This is a genomic window from Epibacterium sp. HA2-3 (assembly GCF_055693725.2).
The window spans coordinates 1,302,308-1,328,465 of record NZ_CM172490.1; the positions used below are offsets into that span (position 1 = coordinate 1,302,308).

Below are 26,158 nucleotides of genomic sequence, written 5' to 3' on the forward strand. Positions count from 1 at the left end.
TTGGAGCGATCAGCCGATCCGGTAGTTCGGGGATTCGCGGGTGATCTGCACATCGTGCACGTGGCTCTCTTTGAGGCCTGCGCCCGTGATGCGAACAAATTCACAAGAGGTGCGCATGTCATCGACCGTGGCGCAGCCGGTATAGCCCATGGCTGCACGCAGGCCGCCGACGAGCTGGTGGATCACTGCGCCAGCGGCGCCCTTATACGGAACCTGGCCTTCGATACCTTCGGGCACCAGCTTGTCGCTGGCAGCGTCTTTCTGGAAATAGCGATCCGCAGACCCGCGCGCCATCGCACCCATGGAGCCCATGCCGCGATAGGATTTGAAAGAGCGGCCCTGGTAGAGAATGACTTCGCCGGGCGACTCGTCGGTGCCCGCAATCATCGACCCTACCATAGCGCAAGAGGCGCCAGCCGCGATGGCCTTGGCAAAGTCACCAGAGAACTTGATGCCACCATCCGCAATTACAGGCGTATCGCCCGCAGCGCTTGCGCAATCCATGATGGCCGTCAGCTGAGGCACGCCGACGCCGGCCACCATGCGGGTGGTGCAGATGGAGCCCGGACCAATGCCGACCTTGACCGCATCCGCGCCCGCATCGATGAGCGCCCGTGTTGCGGCCGCGGTGGCGACGTTGCCTGCGATGACCTGAACATCGCTCGATAGCGCCTTGATGCGTTTCACGGCTTCGATCACGCCAGCGGAGTGGCCGTGGGCTGTATCGACCACAACCACGTCGACGCCCGCGTCAATCAACGCCTCGGAACGCTCGAACCCGCTATCCCCGACGGAGCTTGCTGCTGCAACACGAAGGCGGCCCAGGTCGTCTTTCACCGCTGTCGGGTTCAGGACGGCCTGTTCGGTGTCCTTGAGGGTCAAGAGGCCCGTCAGCTTGCCGTCCTTGTCGGTCACGAGCAGCTTCTCGATCCGCCGCGCCTTCATCAAAGAGATCGCCTCGTCGCGCTCTGCCGGTTCTTGCAGCATTGCAAGATTGTCAGAGGTCATCATCACCGAAACCGGCGTCTTGTCATCGGAGGCAAAGCGCATGTCGCGATTGGTCACGATCCCGACCACACGGCCGCTGTCATCCACAACCGGGAACCCGGTGACGCGATAGCGCTCTTGCAGTGCTTTTGCATCTGCCAGCGTCTGGTCGGCGCGCAGGGTGATGGGGTTGTAGACGATGCCGCTCTCGAAACGCTTCACGCGACGCACCTGACGGGCCTGCTCCTCGATGTCGAGGTTCTTGTGGATCACGCCCATGCCACCGGCCTGCGCCATGGTGATCGCCATGCGCGATTCCGTGACCGTGTCCATTGCCGAACTCAGCAGCGGGATATTGAGCGAGATAGCACGGGTCACCCGCGTGCGCGTGTCCGCCGTATTTGGCAGTACACTGGATGCGGCCGGAACCAGCAAAACATCGTCAAAGGTGAGAGCCTCACGAATCTGCATCTGTCTTCCCCATGCAAAACACCGTTTGGCGGTGACCCTATTGCACAGTTCCGCAAAAGGGGGAAGGGGGGCGCGACATTTTTCGCCGCATCGCGGCGGTCTTCGCCCCGGTGGCTGATGCAGATCAAAGAGGTGTTGGAATGGCCGGGTATTGGGTAGGCATATGGAAAACGCGCGGAGACTCCTATGTTAGCCCCCCTCGACGGATTGATCATTCTCGACCTCACACATGTTCTTGCCGGGCCCTATGCCTCCATGACGCTTTCGGATCTTGGCGCGCGGGTCATCAAGGTGGAACGCCCTGGCGTTGGTGACGACACCCGCGCCTTTCCGCCGTTCAAAGACGGCGAGAGCGCCTATTTTGCAACCATCAATCATGGCAAGGAAAGCATCGCGCTCGACCTCAAGAATGCCAAGGACCGTATTGTTTTTGAAGAGCTACTTCAAAAATCGGATGTGGTTCTTGAGAACTATCGCCCCGGTGTGATGGAACGCCTCGGATATGGTTGGGATGACCTTCAGCCAAAGTACCCCAAGCTCATCTATGGTGCGGTTTCCGGCTTTGGTCACAGTGGTCCCGACAGCCAGCGCCCGGCCTATGACATGGTGGTGCAGGCCCGGGGCGGCGTGATGTCGATCACCGGTGAACGAGACCGCGAACCTGTGCGCGTGGGCGCCTCTATCGGAGACATCGCCGCCGGTATGTTTCTGGCGCAAGGGATCCTGGCCGCCCTGTTGCAGCGCGAGAAAACCGGCGAAGGGCAAAAGATCGACATTGCCATGCTCGATTGCCAACTCGCCATGCTGGAACATGCAATTGCACTGACCACCATCAGCGGCGAGGCCCCCCGGCCCTCGGGGGCAAGACATCCCTCGATCACCCCGTTTGAGACCTTTCATGCGGCAGATGGGCTGTTTGTAATCGCGGCAGGAAATGACGTTCTGTTTGCCCGGCTCTGCGAGGCATTGGAGTTGCCCATTGCGCAGGATGAGCGCTTTGCCACCAATCCCGCAAGATGCGAAAATGCGCGCCTTCTCAAGCGGTTGATAGAAGCAGTTACACTGGAGCATGGCAAACGGCACTGGATCGACCTACTGACCAAAGCTGGGGTGCCCACAGGGCCGATACAGAATGTGGCCGAGGTGCTGGAGGACCCGCAGATCCGGGCGCGAAACATGGTGGTGGATGTGCTCGATCGGGACGGAAACCCGGCCTATGTGGCGGCAGGCAACCCGATCAAGATGAGCGCGCTCAAGGACCCAAGCACCCGCCCCGCCGCGCCCAAGCTGGACGAGAATCGCGAAGAGATCCTGACGTGGCTGAGAGAGGCCTGAGGTCTCTCGGGTATTTTGCGCAAATGCCGCCGTTGGAACAGAAAACGGCGGTGTTCGACGTTCTCGCGCCTGAAACTGCCATATGCTTCGCATCAACTGCGCAGAATTAAAGGCTAAAGACATGTCGAACGATCCCCTCGTCGTGTTCACCCCCTCCGGCAAACGCGGACGTTTTCCAGTTGGCACTCCGGTGCTGACGGCGGCGCGCCAGCTGGGGGTCGATCTTGATTCCGTTTGTGGTGGGCGGGGCATCTGCTCCAAATGCCAGATCACGCCGTCTTATGGTGAATTCTCGAAACACGGTGTCACCGTGGCCGATGACGCCCTGTCGGAATGGAACAAGGTCGAGCAGCGCTATAAGGACAAGCGCGGCCTGATCGACGGGCGCCGTCTGGGCTGTCAGGCGAAGATCGAAAAAGACGTGGTGATCGACGTCCCGGCCGAGAGCCAGGTCCACAAACAAGTGGTTCGCAAGCGGGTCGAGGCGCGCGACATCGTCATGAACCCCTCAATCCGCCTGTATTATGTCGAGGTAGAAGAACCGGATATGCACAAGCCCACCGGCGACTTGGAGCGTCTGTGTGAGGGGCTTGAGAAGCAGTGGAATATCAAGGGCGTAAAAGCCGATTTTGAGGTTCTTAGAGAGCTGCAGCCGACCCTGCGCAAAGGCGGCTGGACGGTGACGGTCGCGGTGCAACTGGGGACTGAGACCGCGCCCGCGCGCATCATGCAGATCTGGCCGGGCTACTATGAAGGTACGGTCTACGGGCTGGCGGTGGACCTTGGCTCTACCACCATTGCGGCGCATCTGTGCGATCTCAAAACCGGCGAGGTTCTGGCGTCCTCGGGGATCATGAACCCGCAGATCCGCTTTGGCGAAGATCTGATGAGCCGGGTGTCCTATGCGATGATGAACAAGGGCGGTGATCTGGAGATGACCCGCGCCGTGCGTGAAGGGATGAACGCGCTCTTTTCGCAGATTTCAGAAGAGGCGCAGATTGATCAGGGGCTGATCATGGACGCGGTCTTTGTCTGCAACCCCGTCATGCATCACCTGTTTCTCGGAATCGATCCCTTTGAACTTGGACAGGCACCCTTTGCGCTGGCCACATCGGACGCCTTGGCGCTGCAAGCACGCGATCTGGATCTGAAACTTCACCGTGCGGCGCGGATCTATCTGTTGCCCTGTATCGCGGGACACGTCGGCGCGGATGCAGCGGCCGTCGCCCTCTCTGAGGCACCGGATAAATCCGATGACCTCGTGCTCGTTGTCGATGTGGGAACAAATGCCGAGATCCTCCTGGGAAACAAGGATAAAGTGCTGGCGTGCTCTTCGCCAACGGGCCCTGCCTTTGAGGGGGCGCAGATTTCCTCCGGTCAGCGTGCAGCCCCCGGTGCCATCGAACGTGTCGAGATCGATCCCGTCACCAAAGAGCCCCGGTTCCGTGTCATCGGGTCCGAGATCTGGTCGGATCAGGACGGGTTTGAACAGAGCATCGCAACCACCGGGATAACTGGCATCTGCGGCTCTGGCATCATCGAAGCCATCGCAGAGATGCGGCTGGCTGGTGTTCTGGATGCCTCTGGTCTGATCGGATCCGCCGAGCAGACCGGAAGCGCGCGGTGTGTCCCCGAAGGTCGCACCAATGCCTATCTCCTGTGGGACGCAACCGCAGAGGGGGGGCCACGCATTACAGTCACCAATCCCGACATCCGGGCGATCCAGATGGCCAAGGCGGCGCTCTATTCCGGGGCGCGGCTGCTGATGGACAAGATCGGCGTGGATCAGGTGGACCGCGTGGTTCTCGCGGGGGCCTTTGGCGCGCATATCTCGGCCAAACATGCGATGGTGCTGGGCATGATCCCCGATTGCCCCCTCGACAAGGTGACAAGCGCAGGCAACGCGGCGGGAACGGGCGCGCGGATTGCGCTCCTCAACACTGACGCGCGTCAAGAGATCGAAGATACCGTGCGCAAGATCGAGAAAGTCGAAACCGCTGTCGAGCCACGTTTCCAGGAGCATTTTGTCAATGCTTCTGCAATTCCGAACTCCGCCGAGCCTTTCCCGATCCTGCAAAGCGTGGTGAGCCTGCCGGAGGTGAGCTTCAACTCCGCCGGGGCAGACGCCGCCCGCAGCGGTGGTCGGCGCAGGCGCCGCGGCGGCTGAGGAATAGCACACGCCTCGGGTCATCGCCATCGGTGTTGAAACCGCTTGTGGCGTGCCCGGCGCGGGCGTTAGAGAGGCATCCAAACGGAAACCGCGCCGGCAATCTGCATGGCGTCTCTGGAGCGGATGCAAATATGACACCGGGTGCGCGTGTACAGGCGGCTATTGAAATTCTCGATGAAATCCTCACGGGTCAGGCGGTGGAAAAGACCCTGACCAACTGGGCGCGGCGCAGTCGATTTGCCGGATCAAAAGACCGCGCCGCGGTGCGCGATCACGTCTATCAGGCGCTTCGGTGCCGCCGATCCTATGCGGTTCTGGGGGGAAGTGAGACCGGACGGGGCTTGATGCTTGGCGCTTGCAAGGATCAAGGGCTTGATCCGGCGGCCCTCTTTCACGGTGAAGGGCATGCGCCGTCCGCCCTCAGCGCCGCCGAACAGAGCATCGCGCCCGAATTTCACAGCGACGCAGAGCGTCATGATATCCCGGAGTGGCTCTGGCCCGTGTTTTCACGCAGTCTCGGCACTGAGGCGATTGCAGCGGCAACCGCGCTCAGGTCTCGAGCGGCAGTTCATCTGCGGGTGAACCTTTTGAAAGGAGATCGCGACAACGCCATCGAGCGGCTCACGCGGGAGGGCATTGCCACAGAGCCGCATCCAGCCTCGCCGACCGCCCTGACCGTGACAGAGGGCGCGCGCCGCATAAAAAACGCAGAAAGCTACCTGCAAGGCTTTGTGGAATTGCAGGACGCTGCCAGTCAGGCAGTCGTCGATAAGCTGCCAGTGCAAAATGCCCCGAGGATATTGGACTATTGTTCCGGCGGTGGAGGCAAGGCTCTGGCGATTGCGGCACAGACCCAGGCTGAGGTCTGTGCGCATGATGCAGACCCACGACGCATGCGCGACATTCCCGAACGCGCCATGCGGGCGGGGGCGGATATTCGCTGCCTTACCTCCGAGGAGCTTGTAACGCAGGCGCCGTTTGACCTCGTGCTCTGTGATGCGCCCTGCAGTGGTAGCGGATCTTGGAGGCGTGATCCCGAGGGTAAGTGGCGCCTCACGCAGGACACACTTGATGACACCGTAGCGCTGCAGGCCCGAATTCTGGATGAAGCTGCTCAACGCGTCGCGCCGGGGGGCGTCCTAGCCTTTGCGACCTGTTCGATGCTGGATGTGGAAAACAGCCAGCAGACACAGCGCTTTCAGGAGCGGCACACCGGCTGGGCGCACTTGTCTGAAACGGCATGGCATGTGCATAGTGGAACAGACGGATTTTACGTATCGGTGTTTCGGCGGAATGGCACAGAATAAACGATTGTAAAGTTTCGCATTTCGGCGCTGTGGTTAACCTCGCTTTAACCATCCGTGTCATGATAGTGCGTCAATAAGACTGTTAACGGAGCCGTAATGATTGGTCGCTCTTCTTCGATTGCCCCCAGCCTGAAGATCCAGACGCCGGAGCAGGCGCGCTTGGCGGCGACCTTTCTGCTATCGGCGCTGTTGATCGTGTTGCCGTGGCTGTTGCCGGTGCCGGAGTGGATCGGGCGGGCGCTGGTGGCGGTCGGGCTGACGCTGGGCGGTGTCTCTGCGATGATCTTGATACAGACCCGGGTCCGCATGGGCGCGCGCACGATGGCGAGCGAGTTGCTGACGGGCTTTATCGACAAGGACGCATCCGCCAGCTTCGTCACCGACGAGGACGGGGTGATCCATGCCTGCAACACCGCTGCGCTCAAGCGATTTGAGGGCAGCGAAAGTGATACGATCTCGGGCACATTGCGCTCGGTTCTGGCCAATCCGTCCGCTGTGCTCTTCCGTTTGCAGAGCCGTGCCAAGCTCGAAGGGTCGGCCCGCGAGGACATCGTGACGCGGCGTGGAAACGTCCGCATTGCGGTGCATGAGATGGCCAATGGCAGCTTCTTGTGGCGAGTTGAGGACATGGGCGAACGCCCCTCCGGGCGCACGGCGGATGCCAGCCCGGTGCCGATGATCTCGGTTGGACGCACGGGCGCCGTCCTGTTCATGAACGAATCCGCGCGCAGCCTGATCGGAGAGCGCGTGAAATCGACAGAGCGGCTCTTTACGTCACTGCCGGTGATCCCGGGGCGGATCAACACGATCATGACCAAAAGCGGCCCCGTTGAGGTGCTGGTCAGCGAACACGCGCGCGGCCAGGGACGCAGCGAAATCTACTTCATGAAAGCCGTTGTCGAGGACAGTGGGCCTCATACCGGGTTCGAGAGCCTGCCGGTGCCGCTCCTCAAGGTTCGCGCGGGTGGTGAGGTGATGGCGGTCAACCGCATGGCCATGCGGCTTTTGGGCATCGAAGAAGCCGAAGGCGTGCAGTTGGGGCAATTGATGGAGGGCCTTGGCCGCCCCATGAACGATTGGCTGCAAGAAACGTCCAAGGGGCTTGCGCCGCATAAGTCCGAGTTCCTGCGGGTGTCACGCGACGACAAGGAAGTCTTTGTGCAGGTGACGCTCACGCGGATCATCGAGGATGGCGAGACGCTATTGCTGGCGGTTCTGAACGATGCAACCGAGCTGAAAACCCTTGAGGCGCAATTTGTTCAAAGCCAGAAGATGCAGGCGATCGGTCAGCTCGCCGGCGGCGTGGCACATGATTTCAACAATCTTTTGACTGCGATTTCAGGGCATTGCGACCTGCTTTTACTGCGTCACGATCAGGGCGATCAGGATTATGGTGATCTGATCCAGATCCATGAAAACGCCAATCGCGCTGCTGCCTTGGTGAGCCAGCTGCTCGCGTTTTCGCGCAAGCAGACCCTGCAACCCGAAGTGCTGGATGTGCGCGAGACGCTCTCGGATCTGACCCATCTGCTGAACCGTCTGGTGGGGGAGAAAGTCTCGCTCACGCTGAGCCATGACCCGGTTATGCGCTCCATTCGGGCTGACAAACGCCAGCTTGAACAAGTTCTGATGAACCTCGTGGTGAATGCGCGGGACGCGATGCCACACGGGGGCGAAATCCGCGTGGAAACCGAGGTGGTTGCGCTCGACACAGCACTTGAACGCGATCGCGCCGTTGTGCCGCCGGGCGAGTGGGTCACCATCCAGGTGAGCGACGAGGGCACAGGGATCTCGCCGGACAAGCTTCAAAAGGTGTTTGAGCCCTTCTACACCACCAAACGCACCGGCGAAGGCACGGGGCTTGGGCTTTCCACCGCCTATGGCATCATCAAACAGACTGGTGGCTTCATTTTTGTAGATTCCGTGCTCAATCAGGGCACCAAGTTTACGCTCTATTTCCCGGTTTATCGCAGCGATGCGTCACACGACGTCGAAGAAGCGGTCGCGCCGGCCAAGATCAAGGCGCCGGCAGCACAACACGGCGAAGGCGTGGTTCTCCTGGTGGAGGACGAAGCTCCGGTTCGGGCCTTTGCATCGCGCGCGCTGCGCATGCGCGGCTATACGGTCCTTGAGGCCGAATCCGCTGAAGAGGCGCTCGACACGCTCGAAGATCCAAACCTCAGCGTTGATGTCTTTGTGACCGATGTCATCATGCCCGGGATGGATGGGCCGACTTGGGTGCGGGAAGCCCTCAAAACGCGGCCCGGCACCAAGGTGGTCTTTGTGTCCGGGTACTCCGAAGGGGCCTTTGGCGATGCGGAGCCGGACGTGCCGAATTCGGTCTTCCTGGCCAAGCCGTTCTCGCTCTCGCAGCTCACGGAAACTGTTCAGTCGCAGCTTCAGTAAGCGGGCTCCGCGTTGTGCGGCGTGCCGGCTTCAGGTGGTGATCGATTGATAGAGCGCAAACTCCTCAGGGTGTTTGCGCTTGAATTTTTGCTCCGTGGCCGCCGAAAGTGTTAGATCGCCCTTGGGGCTCACATTTTCCGGCTGCGTCTCATAGTTTAGGCCCGTACGATCCTTCAAAAAGGCGTGAAAGGGCGCGAGGTCTTCATAGGCGAAGAGATGCGTCACGCGGCAGCCATTTGGCTGAGATTCCAGAAACTTGGCCTGACTTCCTACATTGGCATGAGCGGGTCGTTTGCCGCGGCAATAGTCAGTCACGAATTCATCAAAGCTGAGGTCTTTGGTTGATGCGGGCTGCCCGTCCAGATGCGGACGTTGGCGAAACCGGTACCAGCTGCCGAGCCAGCTGATCGGCTCGCGCATGATGGCGGCGACTTCGAGTTCGGCATCGCAGACCTTCTCAAACATTGGACGGATCCAGCGATTGTAGCGATAGAGCGGCGCGTGTTTGAGCTCTGGCGGGTCGGAAATCACCAGATCGGCATGAGGCCTCAGCGCGCTCTGCAGGGCGGTTGTGCCGGTCTTGGGCACCGAAAGCAGCACCAGCCGCGCGCGGTAAAATACCATCATGACGTTAAAGCTCCGGCAATAGTTCAAACTGTCTTCGCTTTGTAAACCTATCCTTAACCACACTGCCAGTCCCGTAAACGAACTGGAAATCATCTTGCAATGTTCTTGTTTTGACCCCATAAGGAACAAGAGGAGAACAAAGCAGTCATTGTCGTCCGCCTCCGGGTGTGACACATAGAGAAGGACACGGGTACTATGGCGGATCTATTGACCATGAAGGACGACAAGAAGAGCGGCGACAAGCAGAAGGCCTTGGACAGCGCGCTTGCCCAGATCGAACGGCAGTTCGGCAAGGGCTCGATCATGAAACTCGGCGATGGCACAGCCTTGCAAGAGATCGAGGCAAGCTCTACCGGCTCTCTTGGGCTGGATATCGCGCTTGGCATTGGTGGTCTGCCGATGGGCCGGATCGTCGAGATCTACGGGCCGGAAAGCTCCGGGAAAACCACGCTGACGCTGCACTGTATTGCTGAGCAGCAGAAAAAGGGCGGCGTTTGCGCCTTTGTGGATGCCGAACACGCGCTGGACCCGCAATATGCCAAAAAGCTGGGCGTCGATCTGGACGAGCTGCTGATTTCGCAGCCCGACACCGGCGAACAGGCGCTTGAGATCACCGACACGCTGGTGCGCTCCGGTGCGGTCAACATGGTGATCGTCGACTCGGTGGCGGCTTTGACCCCGAAGTCAGAGCTCGAGGGCGACATGGGTGACAGCAACGTGGGCGTGCAGGCCCGCCTGATGAGTCAGGCGATGCGCAAGCTCACCGGTTCCATCAGCCGCTCCAAATGCATGGTGATCTTTATCAACCAGATCCGCATGAAGATCGGCGTGATGTTCGGCTCGCCCGAGACCACCACCGGCGGCAACGCGCTGAAGTTCTACTCCTCGGTGCGACTGGACATCCGCCGCATCGGGTCGATCAAGGACCGCGACGAGGTTGTCGGCAACGCCACCCGCGTGAAGGTCGTCAAGAACAAGGTCGCACCGCCGTTCAAACAGGTGGAATTCGACATCATGTATGGCGAAGGCATCTCCAAGATGGGCGAATTGCTCGACCTGGGTGTGGCCGCAGGCGTGGTCAACAAGTCCGGTGCCTGGTTCTCTTATGGGGACGAGCGGATCGGGCAGGGGCGCGAGAATGCCAAAGGGTATCTGCGCGAAAACTCCCGCATCGCACTGGAGATCGAAGACAAGATCCGCGCTGCGCATGGGCTTGATTTCGACATGCCCCCCGAAGCGCAAGACGACGATGTTCTGTTTGAAGGCTGACGATGCACGTCACCGCTGAGGAACTTGATGCGGCGCTGCCGCATGTGATGGCCGCCCCGAAGGATCGGGCGGCCATTTCCATGTTGTGCCTGCGTCCCGGCTATAATCAGCGCCACTTTGTGGATGAGATTACTGTCACCCCCGAGGGCGGCATTCCCGGCGAACGCTGGTCGAGCCGACCTTGGCTGCAATTGGACGACGGCAGCGCCCATCCGGGCATTCAGGTCTGCATCCTGTCAAAGCGGGTGCTGGATCTGGTCTGGCGTCACCGGGAAGAGGTGCCCCATCCGGGCGATACATTTATCGTCGATATGGATCTGTCCGAAGAAAACCTCCCCGTGGGGCAGCTGCTGCAGGTGGGCAGCGCGCTGTTGAGGGTGTCGGATGTGTTCAACGATGGCTGCGTAAAATGGAAAACCCGCTATGGTGTCGCGGCAAAGGATTGGGTGAACCGGCCAGAATACCGCGCATTGCGGCTGCGCGGTATTCTCTGTTCCGTCGCGCAGGCTGGACGCTTTCAAACCGGGGATCTTATGATCAAAAAACAGTGACCAACCCCACTGTTTTCCTTGGGAATATGCGCCAGGCAACTTGGGCGGTGGACAGCCCTGCATGGGCGCGATAAACCGCTTTGGACTGTTCCAATCACATCTAGAGAGCCGCGTTGACATGCCCAGCTTGAACGACATCCGGTCGACCTTTCTGAACTACTTTGCAAAGCAGGGCCATGAGGTCGTGGATTCCAGCCCGTTGGTTCCGCGCAATGACCCGACGCTCATGTTCACCAACTCCGGCATGGTGCAATTCAAAAATTGCTTCACCGGTGTGGACCGGCGTGACTATGTCCGCGCCACCACGGCGCAAAAATGTGTGCGTGCTGGCGGCAAGCACAATGACCTCGACAATGTCGGCTATACCGCCCGCCATCACACGTTTTTCGAGATGCTCGGCAACTTCTCCTTTGGGGATTATTTCAAAAACGAGGCGATCCCCTTTGCTTGGGAGCTGATCACCGGCGAGTTTGATATTCCCAAGGATAAACTCTACACGACCGTCTATCACACAGACGACGAAGCCTTTGAAATCTGGAAGAAAGTAGGCGTCCCGGAGGAGCGGATCATTCGGATTGCGACCTCTGACAACTTCTGGCAGATGGGCGACACGGGCCCCTGTGGTCCCTGCACCGAGATTTTCTATGACCACGGCGATCACATCTGGGGTGGCCCTCCGGGCTCGCCCGAGGAAGATGGCGACCGGTTCATCGAAATCTGGAACCTCGTTTTTATGCAGAACGAGCGCTTTGCGGATGGATCCATGGTGGACCTCGACATGCAGTCGATCGACACCGGCATGGGGCTGGAGCGGATTGCGGCTCTTTTGCAGGGCACCCATGACAACTATGAGACCGATCTTTTCAAATATCTCATCGAGGCCTCGGCCACGGTGACCAAGAGCGAGCCCTATGGTGACCAGAACGTGCATCACCGGGTGATTGCGGATCATCTGCGCTCCTGTTCGTTCCTGATTGCCGAAGGTGTGCTGCCCTCCAACGAGGGACGGGGCTATGTGCTCCGCCGCATCATGCGCCGCGCGATGCGCCATGCTTCTCTCTTGGGGGCGACCGATCCGGTGATGCACAAGCTGGTGCCCGCGCTCGTGAGCCAGATGGGAGCGGCCTATCCGGAACTGGGTCAGGGGCAGGCGCTCATTGAAGAGACCTTCGAGCAGGAAGAAACCCGTTTTCTCAAGACCTTGGATCGCGGCCTTAAGCTCCTGGACGATGCGTCCGGTGATCTTGAAAAAGGCGATGTCCTGCCGGGCGAGACGGCCTTCAAGCTCTATGATACCTTCGGTTTCCCGCTTGACCTCACCCAGGATGCGTTGCGTGCGAAGGGCATCGAGGTGGACACCGACGGCTTTGACGCCGCGATGAAAGCCCAGAAAGAGCAGTCGCGCGCCGGGGGGTTGGGTCTGGACGCCTCACGCATGGATGCAAAGACTTACTTCGATATAGTTGATGAATTCGGTCCAACCGAATTCTTGGGGTATGAAACCGAAACTGCCGAGGGACAGATCCTTGCAATCATTGCTGATGGAGAGAGGTTTGATTCGGCTAGTGAAGGACAGGAGTTCGAGCTAGTTTTGAACCAGACACCCTTTTATGCGGAAAGTGGCGGACAAGTGGGGGACCGCGGAATAATTTCGGTAGGGCACAACCATATCGAGATTTCCGACACAAAGAAATTCGAAGGGCTGATCATACATTTTGCCAAACTTGTAAAAGGAGAGGTGAAAACTGGTGACAATTCGTTGCTTGAAGTCGACCACGCCCGCCGCAGCCAGATCCGGGCGAACCACTCTGCCACCCACCTGCTGCACGAGGCGCTGCGCAATGCGCTTGGCGATCACGTCGCCCAGAAAGGCTCGCTCAACGCCGCAGATCGTCTGCGCTTTGACTTTAGTCACAACAAGGCGGTAAGCGCAGAGGACTTGTCGAAGATCTCCGCAGAAGTGAATGATTTCATTCGCCAAAACTCGGCCGTAAGCACCCGCATCATGACGCCCGATGATGCCCGCGCCCTGGGCGCTCAGGCGCTCTTTGGTGAGAAATACGGCGAAGAGGTTCGCGTTGTCTCCATGGGGCGCGCACCGACTGGCAAGGGTGCGGATGGCGAAACCTACTCCATCGAACTCTGCGGTGGCACCCATGTGAAACAGACTGGTGACATTGGCACCTTTGTGATCTTGGGTGACAGCGCATCCTCGGCTGGCGTGCGCCGGATCGAGGCGCTCACGGGCGCGGCCGCTTTTGCGCATCTGGAACGCGAAGCCGGGCGTATGGCTGAGGTTGCCGCCTCGCTCAAGGCACAGCCTGCGGATGTGATGGAACGGCTGAAGGCGCTTATGGACGAGCGCAAGGCCCTGCAGAACGAGATTGCGACCCTCAAGCAGCAGATCGCCATGGGCGACGGCGCCGGTGGCGGTGCTGAAACCAAAGAGATCGGCGGCAAGACCTTCCTCGGTCAGGCTCTGCAGGGGGTATCGGGCAAGGATCTGCGTGGGCTGATCGATGCGCATAAGCAGAAAATCGGCTCTGGCGTGATCCTGCTGATTGCCGAGGATGACGGCAAGGTCGCCGTTGCTGCCGGGGTCACCGATGATCTGACCGGCGAAATTTCTGCTGTGGATGTGCTCAAGGCGGCTGTGCCAGCTGTGGGCGGCAAAGGGGGCGGTGGTCGTCCCGACATGGCGCAGGGCGGCGGTAAGGATTTCTCCGGCGCCGACGAGGCCATCAAGGCTGCCGAAGCTCTTTTGAAAGGATAAGACATCATGCCAGCTCTTTGGATTGCTCATGTAACCGTCACCGATGCCGACGCGTATGGAAAATACGCCGAGCTTGCCGGGCCAGCGATTGCGAAACATGGCGGAGAGTTCATCGCCCGGGGAGGCCGCTTTGTGCAGCTCGAGGGCAAGGAGCGTCCGCGCAATGTGGTTGCAAAGTTCCCCAGCGTTGAGGCCGCAGTCGACTGCTACAACAGCCCCGAATACCAAGAGGCGCTGAGCCACGCACGCGATGCCTCCGAACGTGAGCTGATGGTTGTCGAAACCAGCGCCTGAGGCGTAAAACCTGTGCAAAACAGAAGATTGGGCTGCGCGTTTCGCGTGGCCCTTTTTCGTGATTAACAGCACCTTGACGTCTGGGTGAGAGAATAGCCAGACGAGTTGAGGAGAACATCATGTGCCGTTGGGCCGCCTATATTGGTCCCCCCGTCCATCTGGACGAAGTCGTGTGCAAGCCCGAGCATTCGCTGGTCGCGCAATCTGTCCACGCCTTTGAGTGCAAAACACAAACCAATGCCGACGGGTTTGGGATCGCCTGGTATGACAGCCGCGAGGAACCGGGGCTTTATCGCGACACCCACCCGGCCTGGTCCGATCCGAACCTGAAGTCGATCACCTATCAGGTGCGCTCCGGGTTGTTTCTGGCGCATGTGCGCGCCTCAACCGGAACCGCGACCAGTCGCAATAACTGTCATCCCTTCACCCATGGGTGCTGGTCCTTCATGCACAACGGTCAGGTGGGCGGGTTTGAAAACTTTCGCCGTCGCGCCGATATGATGATCCCGGATGAGCTTTATTCTGCGCGAAAGGGGGCGACGGATAGCGAAGCGCTGTTCCTGATCGCCATAGCGGAAGGGCTCTACGAGGACCCCAAGGGCGCCATGCAGCGCGCAGTCGGCAGGCTGGAGGCGTTGAGCAGAGAGTTTGGTCACACACCCCACATGCGGATTGGCGCGGCCTTCAGCTGCGGCGGCGCACTCTATGCGGTGCGCTATGCCTCGGATCACCTGGCACCCACGGTCTACAGCAGCAAAAGCGCAGATGGCACCGGGCGGCTCGTGGTGTCCGAGCCCCTCCACAAAGGCGAATGCTGGGAAGCAGTTCCCGCAGGATCTTTCTGCCGTTTCACGGCTGATGACACGGAGATCGAGGACTTTGTTCCTCAATTCTGATACCAAGCGCTCAAATGAAAAGGCCCGGTCAGTTTTGACCGGGCCTTTTTGCATTTCTGAGGGGGGCGATCAGCTGTTTGCCTTGGCCATCCGCTTGCGCTCATGCGGATCGAGGTAGCGCTTGCGCAGACGCACGGAGTTCGGCGTCACTTCGACCAGCTCGTCGTCGTTGATATAGGCAATCGCCTCTTCCAGCGAGAGCGTGACGGGCGTGGTCAGGCGCACGGCGTCATCAGAGCCAGAGGCCCGCACGTTGGTGAGCTTCTTTCCCTTGAGCGGGTTCACCTCAAGATCATTGTCGCGGCTGTGCTCGCCAATGATCATGCCGGTGTAAACGTCGGCTTGTGCGCCGATGAACATTTTGCCGCGTTCTTCGAGGTTCCACAGCGCATAGGCCACGGATTGACCGTTCTCCATGGAGATCAGAACGCCCGCGCGACGGCCCGGGATGGCGCCCTTGTGCGGAGTCCAGCCATGGAACACGCGGTTCAGAACGCCAGTGCCGCGGGTGTCGGTCAGGAACTCGCCGTGATAGCCGATCAGGCCACGCGACGGCACATGCGCGATGATGCGGGTCTTGCCTGCACCGGCGGGCTTCATCTCTACGAGCTCGCCCTTGCGGTTGCCGGTAAGCTTTTCAATCACCACGCCGGAGTATTCGTCATCCACGTCAATGGTGGCTTCCTCAACCGGCTCCATGCGCTGACCGTTCTCTTCTTTGAACAGAACCTGCGGGCGCGAAATAGAGAGTTCAAAGCCCTCGCGGCGCATGTTCTCGATTAGAACGCCCATCTGCAATTCGCCACGACCTGCGACCTCAAAGGCCTCACCGCCGGGGGTGTCGGTGACCTCGATGGCGACATTGAGCTCGGCCTCTTTCAGGAGGCGATCCCGGATCACGCGCGACTGGACTTTCTTGCCATCACGACCCGCCAGCGGGCTGTCGTTGATGCCAAAGGTCACGGTGATCGTCGGCGGATCGATCGGCTGGGCGGGCAGGGCTTCGGTGACGGAGGTGTCCACGAGCGAATCCGCAACGGTGGCCTTTGCCATGCCGGCGATGGTCACGATGTCGCCGGCTTCGGCGAGATCGATTGGCTGCTGGGCCAGACCACGGAACGCGAGGATCTTGGTGGCGCGGAAGTTCTCGATCAGCTCGCCCTCACGAGTCAGCGCCTTGAGGCTGTCGCCCACCTTGAGCGTGCCGCTTTCCACACGACCGGTCAGGATGCGGCCCATGAAAGGGTCGGAGCCGAGCGTGGTTGCGAGCATGCGGAAGGGTTCATCCTTCTGCGCGATCTGCTTGGGCGCGGGGACGTGCTTCACGATGAGGTCAAACAGCGCCGAGAGATCCTTGCGCGGACCATCCAGTTCCATATCGGCCCAGCCGGAGCGGCCGGACGCATACATGGAGGGGAAGTCGAGCTGATCGTCATCCGCACCGAGGTTTGCAAACAAGTCAAAACACTCGTCGAGCGCGCGGTCGGGCTCGGCATCGGGCTTGTCGACCTTGTTCAGCACAACGATCGGGCGAAGGCCCAGCGCAAGCGCTTTCGAGGTCACGAATTTGGTCTGCGGCATCGGGCCTTCGGCGGCGTCCACAAGCAGAACAACACCGTCCACCATAGAGAGGATGCGTTCTACTTCGCCACCAAAGTCGGCGTGGCCGGGAGTGTCGACGATGTTGATCCGCGTGCCGTTCCATTCCACCGAGGTGGCTTTGGCCAGGATGGTGATGCCGCGCTCGCGTTCCAGATCGTTGGAGTCCATGGCGCGTTCAGCCACGGCCTGGTTTTCGCGAAAGGCGCCGGATTGTTTCAGAAGCTCGTCAACCAGAGTGGTTTTGCCGTGGTCAACGTGCGCGATGATCGCAATATTGCGCAGGTCCATGAGGTATGCCTTTGATTGGGGTTGCCGGGCGCATACCGCGATAAAGCCCCCATGGCTAGTGCAAAAGAGGGACAAAGCCACAACTGTCGCCGCACTGCCGCGTGATCCTGGTCTTTGCGGCGGGTGTCAGTGGCCAGAGCTGCTTGAGAACAGGTGGATCACCAGAATGCCTGTGATGATCAACGCCATTCCCGCAATTGCAGGCAGATCAATGCGTTGGCCAAAGACAAGAAAGCCGATGGTGGCGATCAAAACAATCCCGAGCCCGGACCAGATCGCATACACGATCCCCACTGGCATCACCTTGAGCGTGAGGCTCATCAGAAAGAAAGACAGGCCGTAAGCAACGACAACAATCACCGAGGGCAGCAGCCGGGTGAATTGCTGGCTGGCCTGAAGCGCGGTTGTCCCAATGGTTTCGGCCAAAACGGCGGCCATCAGGTAAAGATAATGCATGGCATCTCCTCATCGGTCCTGAGAGTCCCACCTCAAGCGGGCAGGGCATGCTCCCCTCAAATCCTGCCATGCGCGCCGACGCAAGAGGGGAAATGCAGGCGCGCCCCTCGTTTGAGCCGTGCGCGCCGGGTTCTTAGCCTTCAGAGGCGGCCTTGTGCCGTAAACCAGGGCAACAGAAGCGCGCGCACATGGTCCCAGACCTTTGGTGCGCCGCGCGCAATTTTGACGCCCACGCGGGTTTCCAGCTGCGGTAGGGTGACGTCATAGGCCACCCAGCTGCCACCGCCGGTGGCAATATTCAACAAGACCGGCTGCACCCGGTCGATGGATTTGGCAAAGACCGCATCCGCGCTCTGGGCGGCTTCGAATTCCTGCCAGATCATGAGGCAGTCCTTGGCCTGCGCGTCCGGCAACAGCCCAAAGATCCGCTCTGCGGCGGCTTTCTCAGTCTCTTCGATCTGGCGCAGCGCGGCGGCGTCCAGATTGGAGTGAATGGGCACATCGCCGGCGTCAATCTCGACCAGATCGTGCAGTAGCAGCATCTTGAGAACGCGCGAGACGTCGACTTCCGACAGGCTATGCGGAGCGAGGATCCAGCCATAGAGCATGATGTGCCAGCTGTGTTCTGCCGAGTTTTCATATCGGGCGCCGGAGGCAATCCGCGAGGCGCGTAGAACCGACTTCAACCGGTCAGCTTCGGACAGAAACGCGAGCCGTGCTGCAAAGTCCGGATCGCTGACGGTCTGACCGTCAATGAGGCTGCATGCTGCTGCATAAGCCTCGGGAAACCGCTCTCGAAGAGAGGTGGCGCGACCGGTGGTCAGGTTTTCGCGTACCACCCGAAGGTGATCGGCGGGAGGCGAAACAGCGCAAAGCGTCTGGAAGATCGGCTGGCAGTAGTCCAGCGATTTTGCAAAGCGCGCATCTGCTGTATGCGCCGCTTCAAATTCCTGCCAGAGCGCCTGCAGCCGGTGGCCCTGCGCTTCTGGAAGCAGTCCGAATATCCGTCGCTGCGCGCGGTCTTCGGCTTGTGCCACCGCCTCCCAGTCTGTTGGCTCATCAATCGGATGATCGCCAACGTCGATCTCCACGATGTCATGCAGCAAGAGCATCTCGATGACACGGGTTATGGACACGTCGGAGGGCGCATAGGGGGCAAACACCAGCGCATAGAGCGCCAGATGCCAGCTGTGCTCGGCCGAATTTTCAACCCGGCTGCCGTCCAGCAGAAGGTTTTGCCGTTCCACCTCGCGCAGCCTTTCGATTTCAGTGAGGAATTCGAATTGCTGCTCAAGATCTGTGGTCATTGGTGTTTTTTGGCCTCTGCTTCGAGTGCAGCCTTGGCGGCCTCTAGGCGTTTGCTGAGAAAATCACGGGCCTTGCGCTCGGCAAGACGAATGCGAACCTCTGTCAGAAAGGCTTCTTCAAGAGATTGGGAGGCCGCCCCGAGCACCTGGGCGATCTCCATGTAGATGCGATCTTCGCCGAGCGCATCTTGGACCTTGAGGGTGTCCTCCGCCAGCTTTGCAGCCAGTGTGTCCAGCGTCCCCATCAGCGGGTGTTCTCTGTCAGGCGTCGCTTCACATAATCGGTCACGCTGCCGATCATCGTGTCCATATGCGGCTCCTGGAAGAAATGATCCGCGCCTTCGACTTCTTCGTGGGTGATGGTGATGCCCTTCTGCTCGTGCAGCTTGTTCACCAGCCCCACGGTGTCCGCAGGCGGCGCCACGCGGTCGGCGGTGCCGTTGATGATCAGACCAGAAGACGGGCAGGGCGCCAGGAAGGAGAAATCATACATATTGGCAGGCGGCGCGACAGAGATAAATCCGGTGATCTCCGGACGGCGCATCAGCAGCTGCATGCCGATCCAGGCCCCGAAGGAGAAGCCCGCAACCCAGCAGTGCTTGGAGTTGTTGTTCATCGACTGCAGGTAGTCCAGAGCAGAGGCAGCATCCGAGAGCTCGCCAACGCCCTGATCATATTCGCCTTGCGAGCGGCCCACGCCACGGAAATTGAACCGCAAAACGGTAAAGCCCATGTTGTAGAAGGCATAATGGAGGTTGTAGACCACCTTGTTGTTCATTGTGCCGCCGAACTGCGGATGCGGGTGCAACACGATCGCGATCGGCGCATCCTTTTCCTTTTGCGGGTGATAACGGCCTTCCAGGCGTCCTTCGGGTCCGGGGAAAATGACCTCAGGCATGGGTGGGTTAATCCTACTCTGCTTCTTGGCGAGGTGGCGGAGACAAATACTTGACGAATTTTATCCGGCACCTTAGAACTGTTCTAAAGAGGCGCAGGTGAAGGACCGGCACCCTGTCAAGCTGAGATACGCATTGGCAGGGCTATCGTCAATCATTTGCTGCTTTTTCGACAAAAGGGTTGGCAGATGAAGCTTTCGACAAAAGGACGGTACGCAATGGTGGCCTTGGCTGACATCGCGTTGCAGCCATCAGAGGGACTGGTCGTCCTGGCCGATATCTCCAAGCGTCAGCAGATCTCTTTGCCGTATCTCGAGCAGCTCTTCGTGAAACTACGTCGTGGCGGGCTTGTGGCCTCCGTGCGTGGGCCCGGGGGTGGGTATCGTCTGGCGCGGCCCGCATCCGAAATTCGGGTCGTTGAGATCCTCGCCGCCGTTGATGAGACCGTAGACGCCATGCACAAGGGGGCAGGGGCGTCGGGTGGATCAAGTGGGAGCAGGGCGCAATCACTGACCAACCGTCTGTGGGAGGGGCTGAGTGCGCATGTCTACGTCTTTCTTCATCAAACACGCCTTTCGGATGTGATCGAGAACGACCTCGCGCCCTGTCCAGCAGTGCCCAATCTCTTCTCCGTGGTCGATGAATAGACCATGCGCGAGGGCCCCCCTTGACCTCTGCGTGAATGCAACTGTGACTGCCTGAAAATATGACTCCATGACTCGTGTTTATTTAGATCATAACGCCACATCGCCCCTGCGCCACGACGCGCGGGCAGCGATGATCGCGGCCATGGATGTGTGCGGCAACCCGTCGTCGGTGCACGCCGAAGGACGCGCGGCCAAGGCCGTGGTGGAGCGTGCCCGGGCCCAGATTGAAGCGGCCTTTGGCGCCGACGGGGCAGACATCGTGTTTACCTCGGGTTCGACCGAGGGAGCAGCACTTGCGTTGATGGGGCGTGATCTACACGGATCCGCGCTTGAGCATGACGCTGTAAGGGCTTGGATCAAAGAGGATCTCACAGTTGATGCTCAGGGTCGTGTCGCGGTTTTGGACCCGCAGATTTCCTGTCTTCAGCTTGCCAACTCGGAAACCGGCGTCATCCAGGATCTGCCCGAAGGGCTTGCGGTCACGGATGCCACGCAGGCCTTTGGAAAGCTGCCGGTCGCCTTCAACTGGATGGGCGCGACGATGGCGCTCATCTCGGCGCACAAGCTCGGTGGACCCAAGGGTGTCGGGGCGGTTGTGCTGAAGCGCGGGACGGATTTGGCCGCGCAGATCAGGGGTGGCGGCCAGGAGATGGGGCGCCGCTCCGGGACGGAAAATGTCATTGGAATCGCAGGGTTCGGCGCCGCAGCTGAAGCAGCCGCGAAGGATCTTGATAACGGTGTCTGGGACCGGGTTGCAGAAATTAGAAATATTCTAGAAAAGGCGGTTGCGGCCCAGTGCCCGGGCACTATTTTTATTGGCAACGAGGCGCGCCGCCTGCCCAATACCTCGTGTTTTGCGACCCCCGGCTGGAAGGGCGAGACGCAGGTGATGCAGATGGACCTTGCGGGGTTTGCCATCAGCGCGGGGAGCGCCTGCTCTAGCGGCAAGGTGCGCGCAAGTGCGGTTCTGACCGCGATGGGATTTGATGAGAAGACAGCTCAGGGAGCGATCCGCGTATCGCTTGGGGCTGACACGACCGAAACGGATGTGCTGCGGTTTGCAGAAACGTGGTGCGCCAAACAGAAGAAACATCGCGCCCGCTCGGCGTGAGTGCAGGAGAAGACGATGGCCGCTCTGGACCAATTCGAAGCCAAGGAAGGCGTTGATCAGGAAACCGTGGATGCGGTGCGCGAGGTCAGCACATATAAATACGGCTGGGACACCGATATCGAGATGGAATACGCCCCCAAAGGCGTGAACCCGGATATCGTGCGCCTGATTTCCGAGAAAAATGAAGAGCCTGAGTGGATGACCGAATGGCGTCTGCAGGCCTTTGAGCGCTGGGAAGGCATGAAAGAGCCGAACTGGGCGATGGTGAACTACCCTGAAATCGACTTTCAGAACCAGTATTATTACGCCCGTCCCAAGAGCATGGAAGTGAAGCCGAAATCGCTGGATGAAGTCGATCCAAAGCTGCTTGCTACTTACGAAAAGCTCGGCATCCCCTTGAAAGAGCAGATGATTCTTGCGGGTGTTGAGGGCGCAGAGGATGCGCCCGCAGAGGGCCGCAAGGTGGCTGTGGATGCGGTGTTTGACTCCGTGTCTGTCGGCACGACCTTCCAGGACGAACTCAAGAAGGCTGGCGTGATCTTCTGTTCCATCTCCGAAGCCATCCGCGAGCATCCCGAGCTGGTCAAGAAATACCTCGGCTCTGTGGTCCCGGTATCGGACAATTTCTACGCCACACTGAACTCGGCCGTGTTCTCTGACGGATCCTTCGTGTATGTGCCGCCAGGCGTGCGCTGCCCGATGGAACTCAGCACCTATTTCCGCATCAATGCCGAAAACACCGGACAGTTTGAGCGGACGCTGATCATTGCCGATAAAGGCAGCTATGTCAGCTACTTGGAAGGCTGTACTGCACCACAGCGTGACACTGCGCAGCTGCATGCTGCCGTGGTTGAGATCATCATCGAAGAAGATGCCGAGGTGAAATATTCCACCGTGCAGAACTGGTTCCCCGGCGATGAGAACGGCAAGGGTGGCATCTACAACTTCGTGACCAAACGTGCCGATTGCCGCGGCGACCGCTCCAAGGTGATGTGGACGCAGGTGGAGACCGGATCTGCAGTGACCTGGAAGTATCCCTCCTGCATTTTGCGCGGCAATGAAAGCCAGGGTGAGTTTTATTCCATCGCCATCGCCAACAACATGCAGCAGGCCGATACCGGCACCAAGATGATCCACCTTGGCAAGGACACCAAGAGCCGGATCGTGTCCAAAGGGATCTCTGCCGGCAAGGCGCAGAACACCTATCGCGGTCTGGTGTCGATGCACCCAAAGGCCAAGAATTCGCGCAATTATACCCAGTGCGACAGCTTGCTGATCGGCGATAAATGTGGCGCGCATACAGTGCCTTACATTGAGGTCAAGAACAATTCCTCGCGCTGCGAACACGAGGCGACAACCTCCAAGGTGGATGATGATCAGCTGTTCTACTGCCGCCAGCGCGGTATGGACGAAGAAGAAGCGGTTGCACTGGTCGTGAACGGTTTCTGCAAGGACGTCCTACAGGCTCTGCCGATGGAATTTGCGATGGAAGCGCAGCAGCTTGTTGCAATCTCCCTTGAGGGCTCGGTCGGCTAATGGCCGGCCCCTGGCAAACGAGCGAAGGAGCGACCTCCATGATCGTCACGACAACAAATAGCGTCGAAGGCTACCAGATCTCCGAGTACAAAGGCATCGTCGTGGGCGAGGCGATCATGGGTGCCAATGTGGTGCGCGATGTATTTGCCCAGATCACCGACATTGTTGGCGGTAGATCAGGCGCTTATGAGAGTAAGCTGCAGGACGCGCGCGAGACGGCTTTGAGCGAACTCGAAGACCGGGCGCGTGCGCTTGGCGCGAATGCCGTTGTGGGGGTCGACCTCGATTATGAAGTTGTCGGGCAATCGATGCTCATGGTCTCTGCCAGCGGCACCGCTGTCGTGATCGGCTAAAGAGGAAACGCCGTGCTGTTTGACCCTTCAAAACTCCCTGACATTGTTGCCCGGATCTCTTCCGGGCAATCAGTGGGGTTTGCGGATGTGTCGCTCTACACGAGCGAAATTCACGGGCGCCGCATGGTGTTTTCTGTCGATATGCAGCGCGACCCGATCCAGCGCTCCCATCGCGAAGGGCACTTTTACGAAGAGGAAGAACTCTCTGTAATCAAGTCTCTTTTCCCGCTTGGGGGCACCTTTGTCGACATCGGGGCCAATGTTGGAAATCACGGGCTTTATGCCGCAGCCTTCTTGTCGGCTGCGCGCGTGATCCCCTTTGAGCCGAACCCAAAAGCGCTAAAGCTCTTGCTGGCAAATATCTCTGCCAATGGGCTCGCCCCCAAATATGACCTCAGCCATCTTGGCAAAGGTCTGGGGGACGCGCCACGCGCGGGGTTTGGGATGGAGGCCAGAGACCGCAATCTCGGGGCTGCAAAGATGCTTGCCGGAGAGGGTGATATCGAGATCACCACGGGGGATCTGGCGCTTCAGGATGAGCAGGTCGATTTCATCAAGATCGACGTGGAAGGTATGGAAATCCTGGTGCTTTCCGGCCTGCAGGACACGATCAAACGATGCCGGCCAGCCTTGCTTGTCGAGGTCGACCGGGAAAACGATGCAGCGTTCCACGCCCTGATTGAACAGATGGGCTACGGGGTGTTCGACACCCTACAGCGCTATAACCGAAACAAGAATTACGTCATCAAGCCGCTTCAGTTGGATGCGGAGAGCTGACGAAACCACGATCTGCAGATCGCGCAGCCAGCGCTGACTGCAAGCAGAAAAAGGCGAAAAACATGCTAGAAATCAAAAACCTGCACGTGAAACTTGAGGAAGAAGACAAGCAAATCCTCAAAGGTGTGAACCTCACCGTCGAAGCTGGCAAAGTGCATGCGATCATGGGGCCGAACGGCTCAGGCAAATCGACGCTGTCCTATGTGCTGTCCGGCAAGGACGGCTATGAGGTCACTGAGGGCTCCGCATCCCTGTTGGGCGAAGAACTCCTGGAGCTAGAGCCCGAAGAGCGCGCAGCGCTTGGCGTGTTCCTCGCGTTCCAATACCCGGTCGAGATCCCCGGTGTGGGTAACATGACCTTCCTGCGGACTGCGGTGAATGCGCAGCGCAAGGCGCGTGGCGAAGACGAACTCTCAGCGACCGACTTCCTGAAGCACGTGCGCGCGCAGGCCAAAGAGCTGAAGATCGACGCCGACATGCTGAAGCGTCCGGTCAATGTCGGCTTCTCCGGCGGTGAGAAAAAGCGCAACGAAATCCTGCAGATGGCGATGCTTGAGCCCAAGATGTGCATCCTCGACGAGACCGACTCCGGCCTTGACGTGGACGCGATGAAACTGGTCGCGGACGGCGTCAACGCGCTGCGTGACGAAGGTCGCGGCTTCCTCGTTATCACCCACTACCAGCGTCTTCTGGATCACATCAAACCGGATGTGGTGCACATCATGGCGGATGGTCGCATCGTTAAAACCGGTGGTCCCGAGCTGGCGCTTGAGGTCGAAAACAACGGTTACGCAGACATCCTGTCCGAGGTGGCATAATGGGACTTCCCGAGCTGAAACAAACAACGACGGAGGCACGCCTGGCGGCGTTGTCCTTGCCCGAAGGTGGATGTCTTGAGGCGGCGCGTCGCGCTGCTGTGGCCCGGGTTCAGACCATGGGACTTCCGGACCGTCGGGATGAGTATTGGAAATACACCCGCCCGGACACGCTAACGGCGGCAGACGCACCTGCGGCTGCCGTTTTCGACAGCGGCGAGGCGCCGATGTTCGACAGCTTCGACCGGCTGCGCATCGTTTTTGTGGATGGCGTGTTTGACGCAGAGGCCTCTGATGACCTCGCGCTTGAGGGCGTGAGCATCGAGCGTCTGGCTGACATCGATCGCAAAGATATCCATTGGGCCAAGGACATCTACGGTGTTCTTGAAGCGCGTGGCCAATCCCCGGTGGAGCGTCCTCTGGCAGCGCTCAACACGGCTTTTGCGACGGATGGCGTGGTCATCCACGTCACCGGCAAGCCGTCCAAGCCGATCAACTTGGTCTATCAGCACGCGAGCGAAAACTCGGATGCGATCCTGCACCACGTGATCAAAGTCGACAGCGGGGCCGAAGCGACGATCCTCGAAAATGGCCCAGCCGCGTCTCGCTTTAACAAAGCGATGGAAATCGACATCGCAGACACGGGCAAGCTGCATCTGGTGCGCGCCCAGGGGCGCGATCACGAGCGCCGCGCCGCAACGCATCTCTTTGCGCGGCTTGGGACGGAGTCCGTTTTCAAGAGCTTTACGCTGACGGTGAACGGTGTGCTGACGCGCAACGAGGCCGTGGTCGAATTCCTCGGTGATGACGCTGTGGCGCATCTGGCTGGTGCCTGTGTTGGTGATGGTGATTTTCACCACGATGACACCGTGTTTGTTACGCATGACGCGGTCAATTGTGAGAGCCGCCAGGTCTTTAAGAAGGTCCTGCGCAACGGCGCCACCGGCGTTTTCCAGGGTAAGATCCTTGTGAAGGAAGGCGCGCAAAAAACTGATGGGTATCAGATTTCTCAGTCTTTGCTCTTGGACGACGACAGCCAGTTCCTCGCCAAGCCAGAGCTTGAGATCTACGCAGACGACGTGGCCTGTTCGCACGGGTCCACCTCCGGTGCCATTGATGAGGATGGTTTGTTTTACCTGCGTTCTCGTGGCGTGCCTGAGGCCGAGGCCACTGACCTGATGACGCTCGCGTTCCTGGCCGAAGCGGTTGAGGAAATCGAAGACGACGAGATCGCCGCAAGCATCAACGACCGCCTTTACGGCTGGCTCGCACGGCGGCGCTGAG

The 26,158-nt window shown here is 59.5% G+C and carries 23 protein-coding genes; 16 read left to right on the plus strand and 7 right to left on the minus strand.

The window, feature by feature from the left end; translation table 11 throughout:
* Positions 1 to 9: 9 nt before the first annotated feature.
* Positions 10 to 1,458, minus strand: coding sequence for an IMP dehydrogenase (gene guaB, locus ACZ1HH_RS06035; RefSeq protein WP_416368373.1), 1,449 nt, complete (start codon positions 1,456 to 1,458; stop codon positions 10 to 12).
* Positions 1,459 to 1,644: 186 nt separating this feature from the next.
* Between guaB and ACZ1HH_RS06040 the strand changes: the two genes are divergently transcribed.
* The 4 genes from ACZ1HH_RS06040 (at position 1,645) to ACZ1HH_RS06055 (ending at position 8,676) form a co-directional block, all read left to right on the plus strand.
* Positions 1,645 to 2,793, plus strand: coding sequence for a CaiB/BaiF CoA transferase family protein (locus ACZ1HH_RS06040; RefSeq protein WP_487320427.1), 1,149 nt, complete (start codon positions 1,645 to 1,647; stop codon positions 2,791 to 2,793).
* A 121-nt stretch (positions 2,794 to 2,914) separates the two neighbouring features.
* Positions 2,915 to 4,960: an ASKHA domain-containing protein gene (locus tag ACZ1HH_RS06045; protein WP_487320428.1), complete on the plus strand. Its 2,046-nt coding sequence runs from the start codon at positions 2,915 to 2,917 to the stop codon at positions 4,958 to 4,960.
* Between the two features lie 134 nt (positions 4,961 to 5,094).
* A complete protein-coding gene (locus ACZ1HH_RS06050) occupies positions 5,095 to 6,270 on the plus strand; it encodes an RsmB/NOP family class I SAM-dependent RNA methyltransferase (protein WP_472636141.1) in 1,176 nt (391 codons plus the stop codon).
* Between the two features lie 96 nt (positions 6,271 to 6,366).
* On the plus strand, positions 6,367 to 8,676 hold the full coding sequence (locus tag ACZ1HH_RS06055) for an ATP-binding response regulator (protein ID WP_472636142.1): 2,310 nt from the start codon (positions 6,367 to 6,369) through the stop codon (positions 8,674 to 8,676).
* 30 nt (positions 8,677 to 8,706) lie between these two features.
* Here ACZ1HH_RS06055 and ACZ1HH_RS06060 read toward each other — a convergent pair whose 3' ends face one another.
* Positions 8,707 to 9,303, minus strand: coding sequence for a gamma-glutamyl kinase (locus ACZ1HH_RS06060; RefSeq protein ID WP_472636143.1), 597 nt, complete (start codon positions 9,301 to 9,303; stop codon positions 8,707 to 8,709).
* A gap of 195 nt (positions 9,304 to 9,498) precedes the next feature.
* On the opposite strand from ACZ1HH_RS06060, the gene recA reads away from it, so the two are divergent.
* From recA to ACZ1HH_RS06085, 5 genes are all read left to right on the plus strand, one after another.
* Entirely contained in the window at positions 9,499 to 10,572 is a 1,074-nt protein-coding gene (gene recA, locus ACZ1HH_RS06065) for a recombinase RecA (RefSeq protein ID WP_011538569.1), read from the plus strand.
* A gap of 2 nt (positions 10,573 to 10,574) precedes the next feature.
* Positions 10,575 to 11,123 carry a hypothetical protein gene (locus tag ACZ1HH_RS06070; protein ID WP_472636144.1) on the plus strand — a complete coding sequence of 183 codons (549 nt, stop codon included), beginning with the start codon at positions 10,575 to 10,577 and terminating at the stop codon, positions 11,121 to 11,123.
* 118 nt (positions 11,124 to 11,241) lie between these two features.
* Positions 11,242 to 13,896 (plus strand): alanine--tRNA ligase, encoded by a 2,655-nt coding sequence (gene alaS, locus ACZ1HH_RS06075; RefSeq protein WP_472636145.1) that lies wholly within the window; start codon positions 11,242 to 11,244, stop codon positions 13,894 to 13,896.
* A 6-nt stretch (positions 13,897 to 13,902) separates the two neighbouring features.
* Positions 13,903 to 14,190: a DUF1330 domain-containing protein gene (locus ACZ1HH_RS06080; protein WP_011538572.1), complete on the plus strand. Its 288-nt coding sequence runs from the start codon at positions 13,903 to 13,905 to the stop codon at positions 14,188 to 14,190.
* Between the two features lie 119 nt (positions 14,191 to 14,309).
* Complete coding sequence (locus ACZ1HH_RS06085; protein WP_472636146.1) at positions 14,310 to 15,086, plus strand: class II glutamine amidotransferase; 777 nt, start codon at positions 14,310 to 14,312, stop codon at positions 15,084 to 15,086.
* A 69-nt stretch (positions 15,087 to 15,155) separates the two neighbouring features.
* Here the strand turns inward: ACZ1HH_RS06085 and typA are convergent, their stop codons facing one another.
* From typA to ACZ1HH_RS06110, 5 genes are all read right to left on the minus strand, one after another.
* The gene (typA, locus tag ACZ1HH_RS06090; RefSeq protein WP_011538574.1) at positions 15,156 to 16,976 is read right to left on the minus strand and encodes a translational GTPase TypA; all 1,821 of its coding nucleotides are present in this window, start codon (positions 16,974 to 16,976) and stop codon (positions 15,156 to 15,158) included.
* A gap of 126 nt (positions 16,977 to 17,102) precedes the next feature.
* Entirely contained in the window at positions 17,103 to 17,432 is a 330-nt protein-coding gene (locus tag ACZ1HH_RS06095; protein WP_011538575.1) for a DMT family transporter, read from the minus strand.
* Positions 17,433 to 17,572: 140 nt separating this feature from the next.
* Positions 17,573 to 18,739, minus strand: coding sequence for an HD domain-containing protein (locus ACZ1HH_RS06100; RefSeq protein WP_472636147.1), 1,167 nt, complete (start codon positions 18,737 to 18,739; stop codon positions 17,573 to 17,575).
* Positions 18,736 to 18,984, minus strand: a complete 249-nt coding sequence (locus ACZ1HH_RS06105) for a hypothetical protein (RefSeq protein WP_011538577.1) — start codon at positions 18,982 to 18,984, stop codon at positions 18,736 to 18,738. Before ACZ1HH_RS06105 ends, ACZ1HH_RS06100 begins: the two co-directional genes overlap by 4 nt.
* Positions 18,984 to 19,637: an alpha/beta hydrolase gene (locus tag ACZ1HH_RS06110; protein WP_011538578.1), complete on the minus strand. Its 654-nt coding sequence runs from the start codon at positions 19,635 to 19,637 to the stop codon at positions 18,984 to 18,986. Before ACZ1HH_RS06110 ends, ACZ1HH_RS06105 begins: the two co-directional genes overlap by 1 nt.
* Before the next feature lie 186 nt (positions 19,638 to 19,823).
* Here ACZ1HH_RS06110 and iscR point away from each other — a divergent pair, with 186 nt between their 5' ends.
* The 7 genes from iscR to ACZ1HH_RS06145 all read left to right on the plus strand — a co-directional run bounded on the left by iscR (position 19,824) and on the right by ACZ1HH_RS06145 (position 26,157).
* Positions 19,824 to 20,282, plus strand: coding sequence for a Fe-S cluster assembly transcriptional regulator IscR (gene iscR, locus ACZ1HH_RS06115; RefSeq protein ID WP_011538579.1), 459 nt, complete (start codon positions 19,824 to 19,826; stop codon positions 20,280 to 20,282).
* 67 nt (positions 20,283 to 20,349) lie between these two features.
* Positions 20,350 to 21,393, plus strand: a complete 1,044-nt coding sequence (locus ACZ1HH_RS06120; RefSeq protein WP_472636148.1) for a cysteine desulfurase family protein — start codon at positions 20,350 to 20,352, stop codon at positions 21,391 to 21,393.
* Positions 21,394 to 21,408: 15 nt separating this feature from the next.
* Positions 21,409 to 22,929: a Fe-S cluster assembly protein SufB gene (sufB, locus tag ACZ1HH_RS06125; protein WP_416368382.1), complete on the plus strand. Its 1,521-nt coding sequence runs from the start codon at positions 21,409 to 21,411 to the stop codon at positions 22,927 to 22,929.
* Positions 22,930 to 22,967: 38 nt separating this feature from the next.
* On the plus strand, positions 22,968 to 23,282 hold the full coding sequence (locus ACZ1HH_RS06130; RefSeq protein WP_011538582.1) for a heavy metal-binding domain-containing protein: 315 nt from the start codon (positions 22,968 to 22,970) through the stop codon (positions 23,280 to 23,282).
* 12 nt (positions 23,283 to 23,294) lie between these two features.
* Positions 23,295 to 24,059 (plus strand): FkbM family methyltransferase, encoded by a 765-nt coding sequence (locus ACZ1HH_RS06135; protein ID WP_011538583.1) that lies wholly within the window; start codon positions 23,295 to 23,297, stop codon positions 24,057 to 24,059.
* A 62-nt stretch (positions 24,060 to 24,121) separates the two neighbouring features.
* Positions 24,122 to 24,877, plus strand: coding sequence for a Fe-S cluster assembly ATPase SufC (gene sufC / locus ACZ1HH_RS06140; RefSeq protein ID WP_472636149.1), 756 nt, complete (start codon positions 24,122 to 24,124; stop codon positions 24,875 to 24,877).
* The gene (locus ACZ1HH_RS06145) at positions 24,877 to 26,157 is read left to right on the plus strand and encodes a SufB/SufD family protein (RefSeq protein ID WP_168610868.1); all 1,281 of its coding nucleotides are present in this window, start codon (positions 24,877 to 24,879) and stop codon (positions 26,155 to 26,157) included. The genes sufC and ACZ1HH_RS06145 overlap by 1 nt, the downstream gene beginning before the upstream one ends.
* Position 26,158 lies beyond the last annotated feature (1 nt).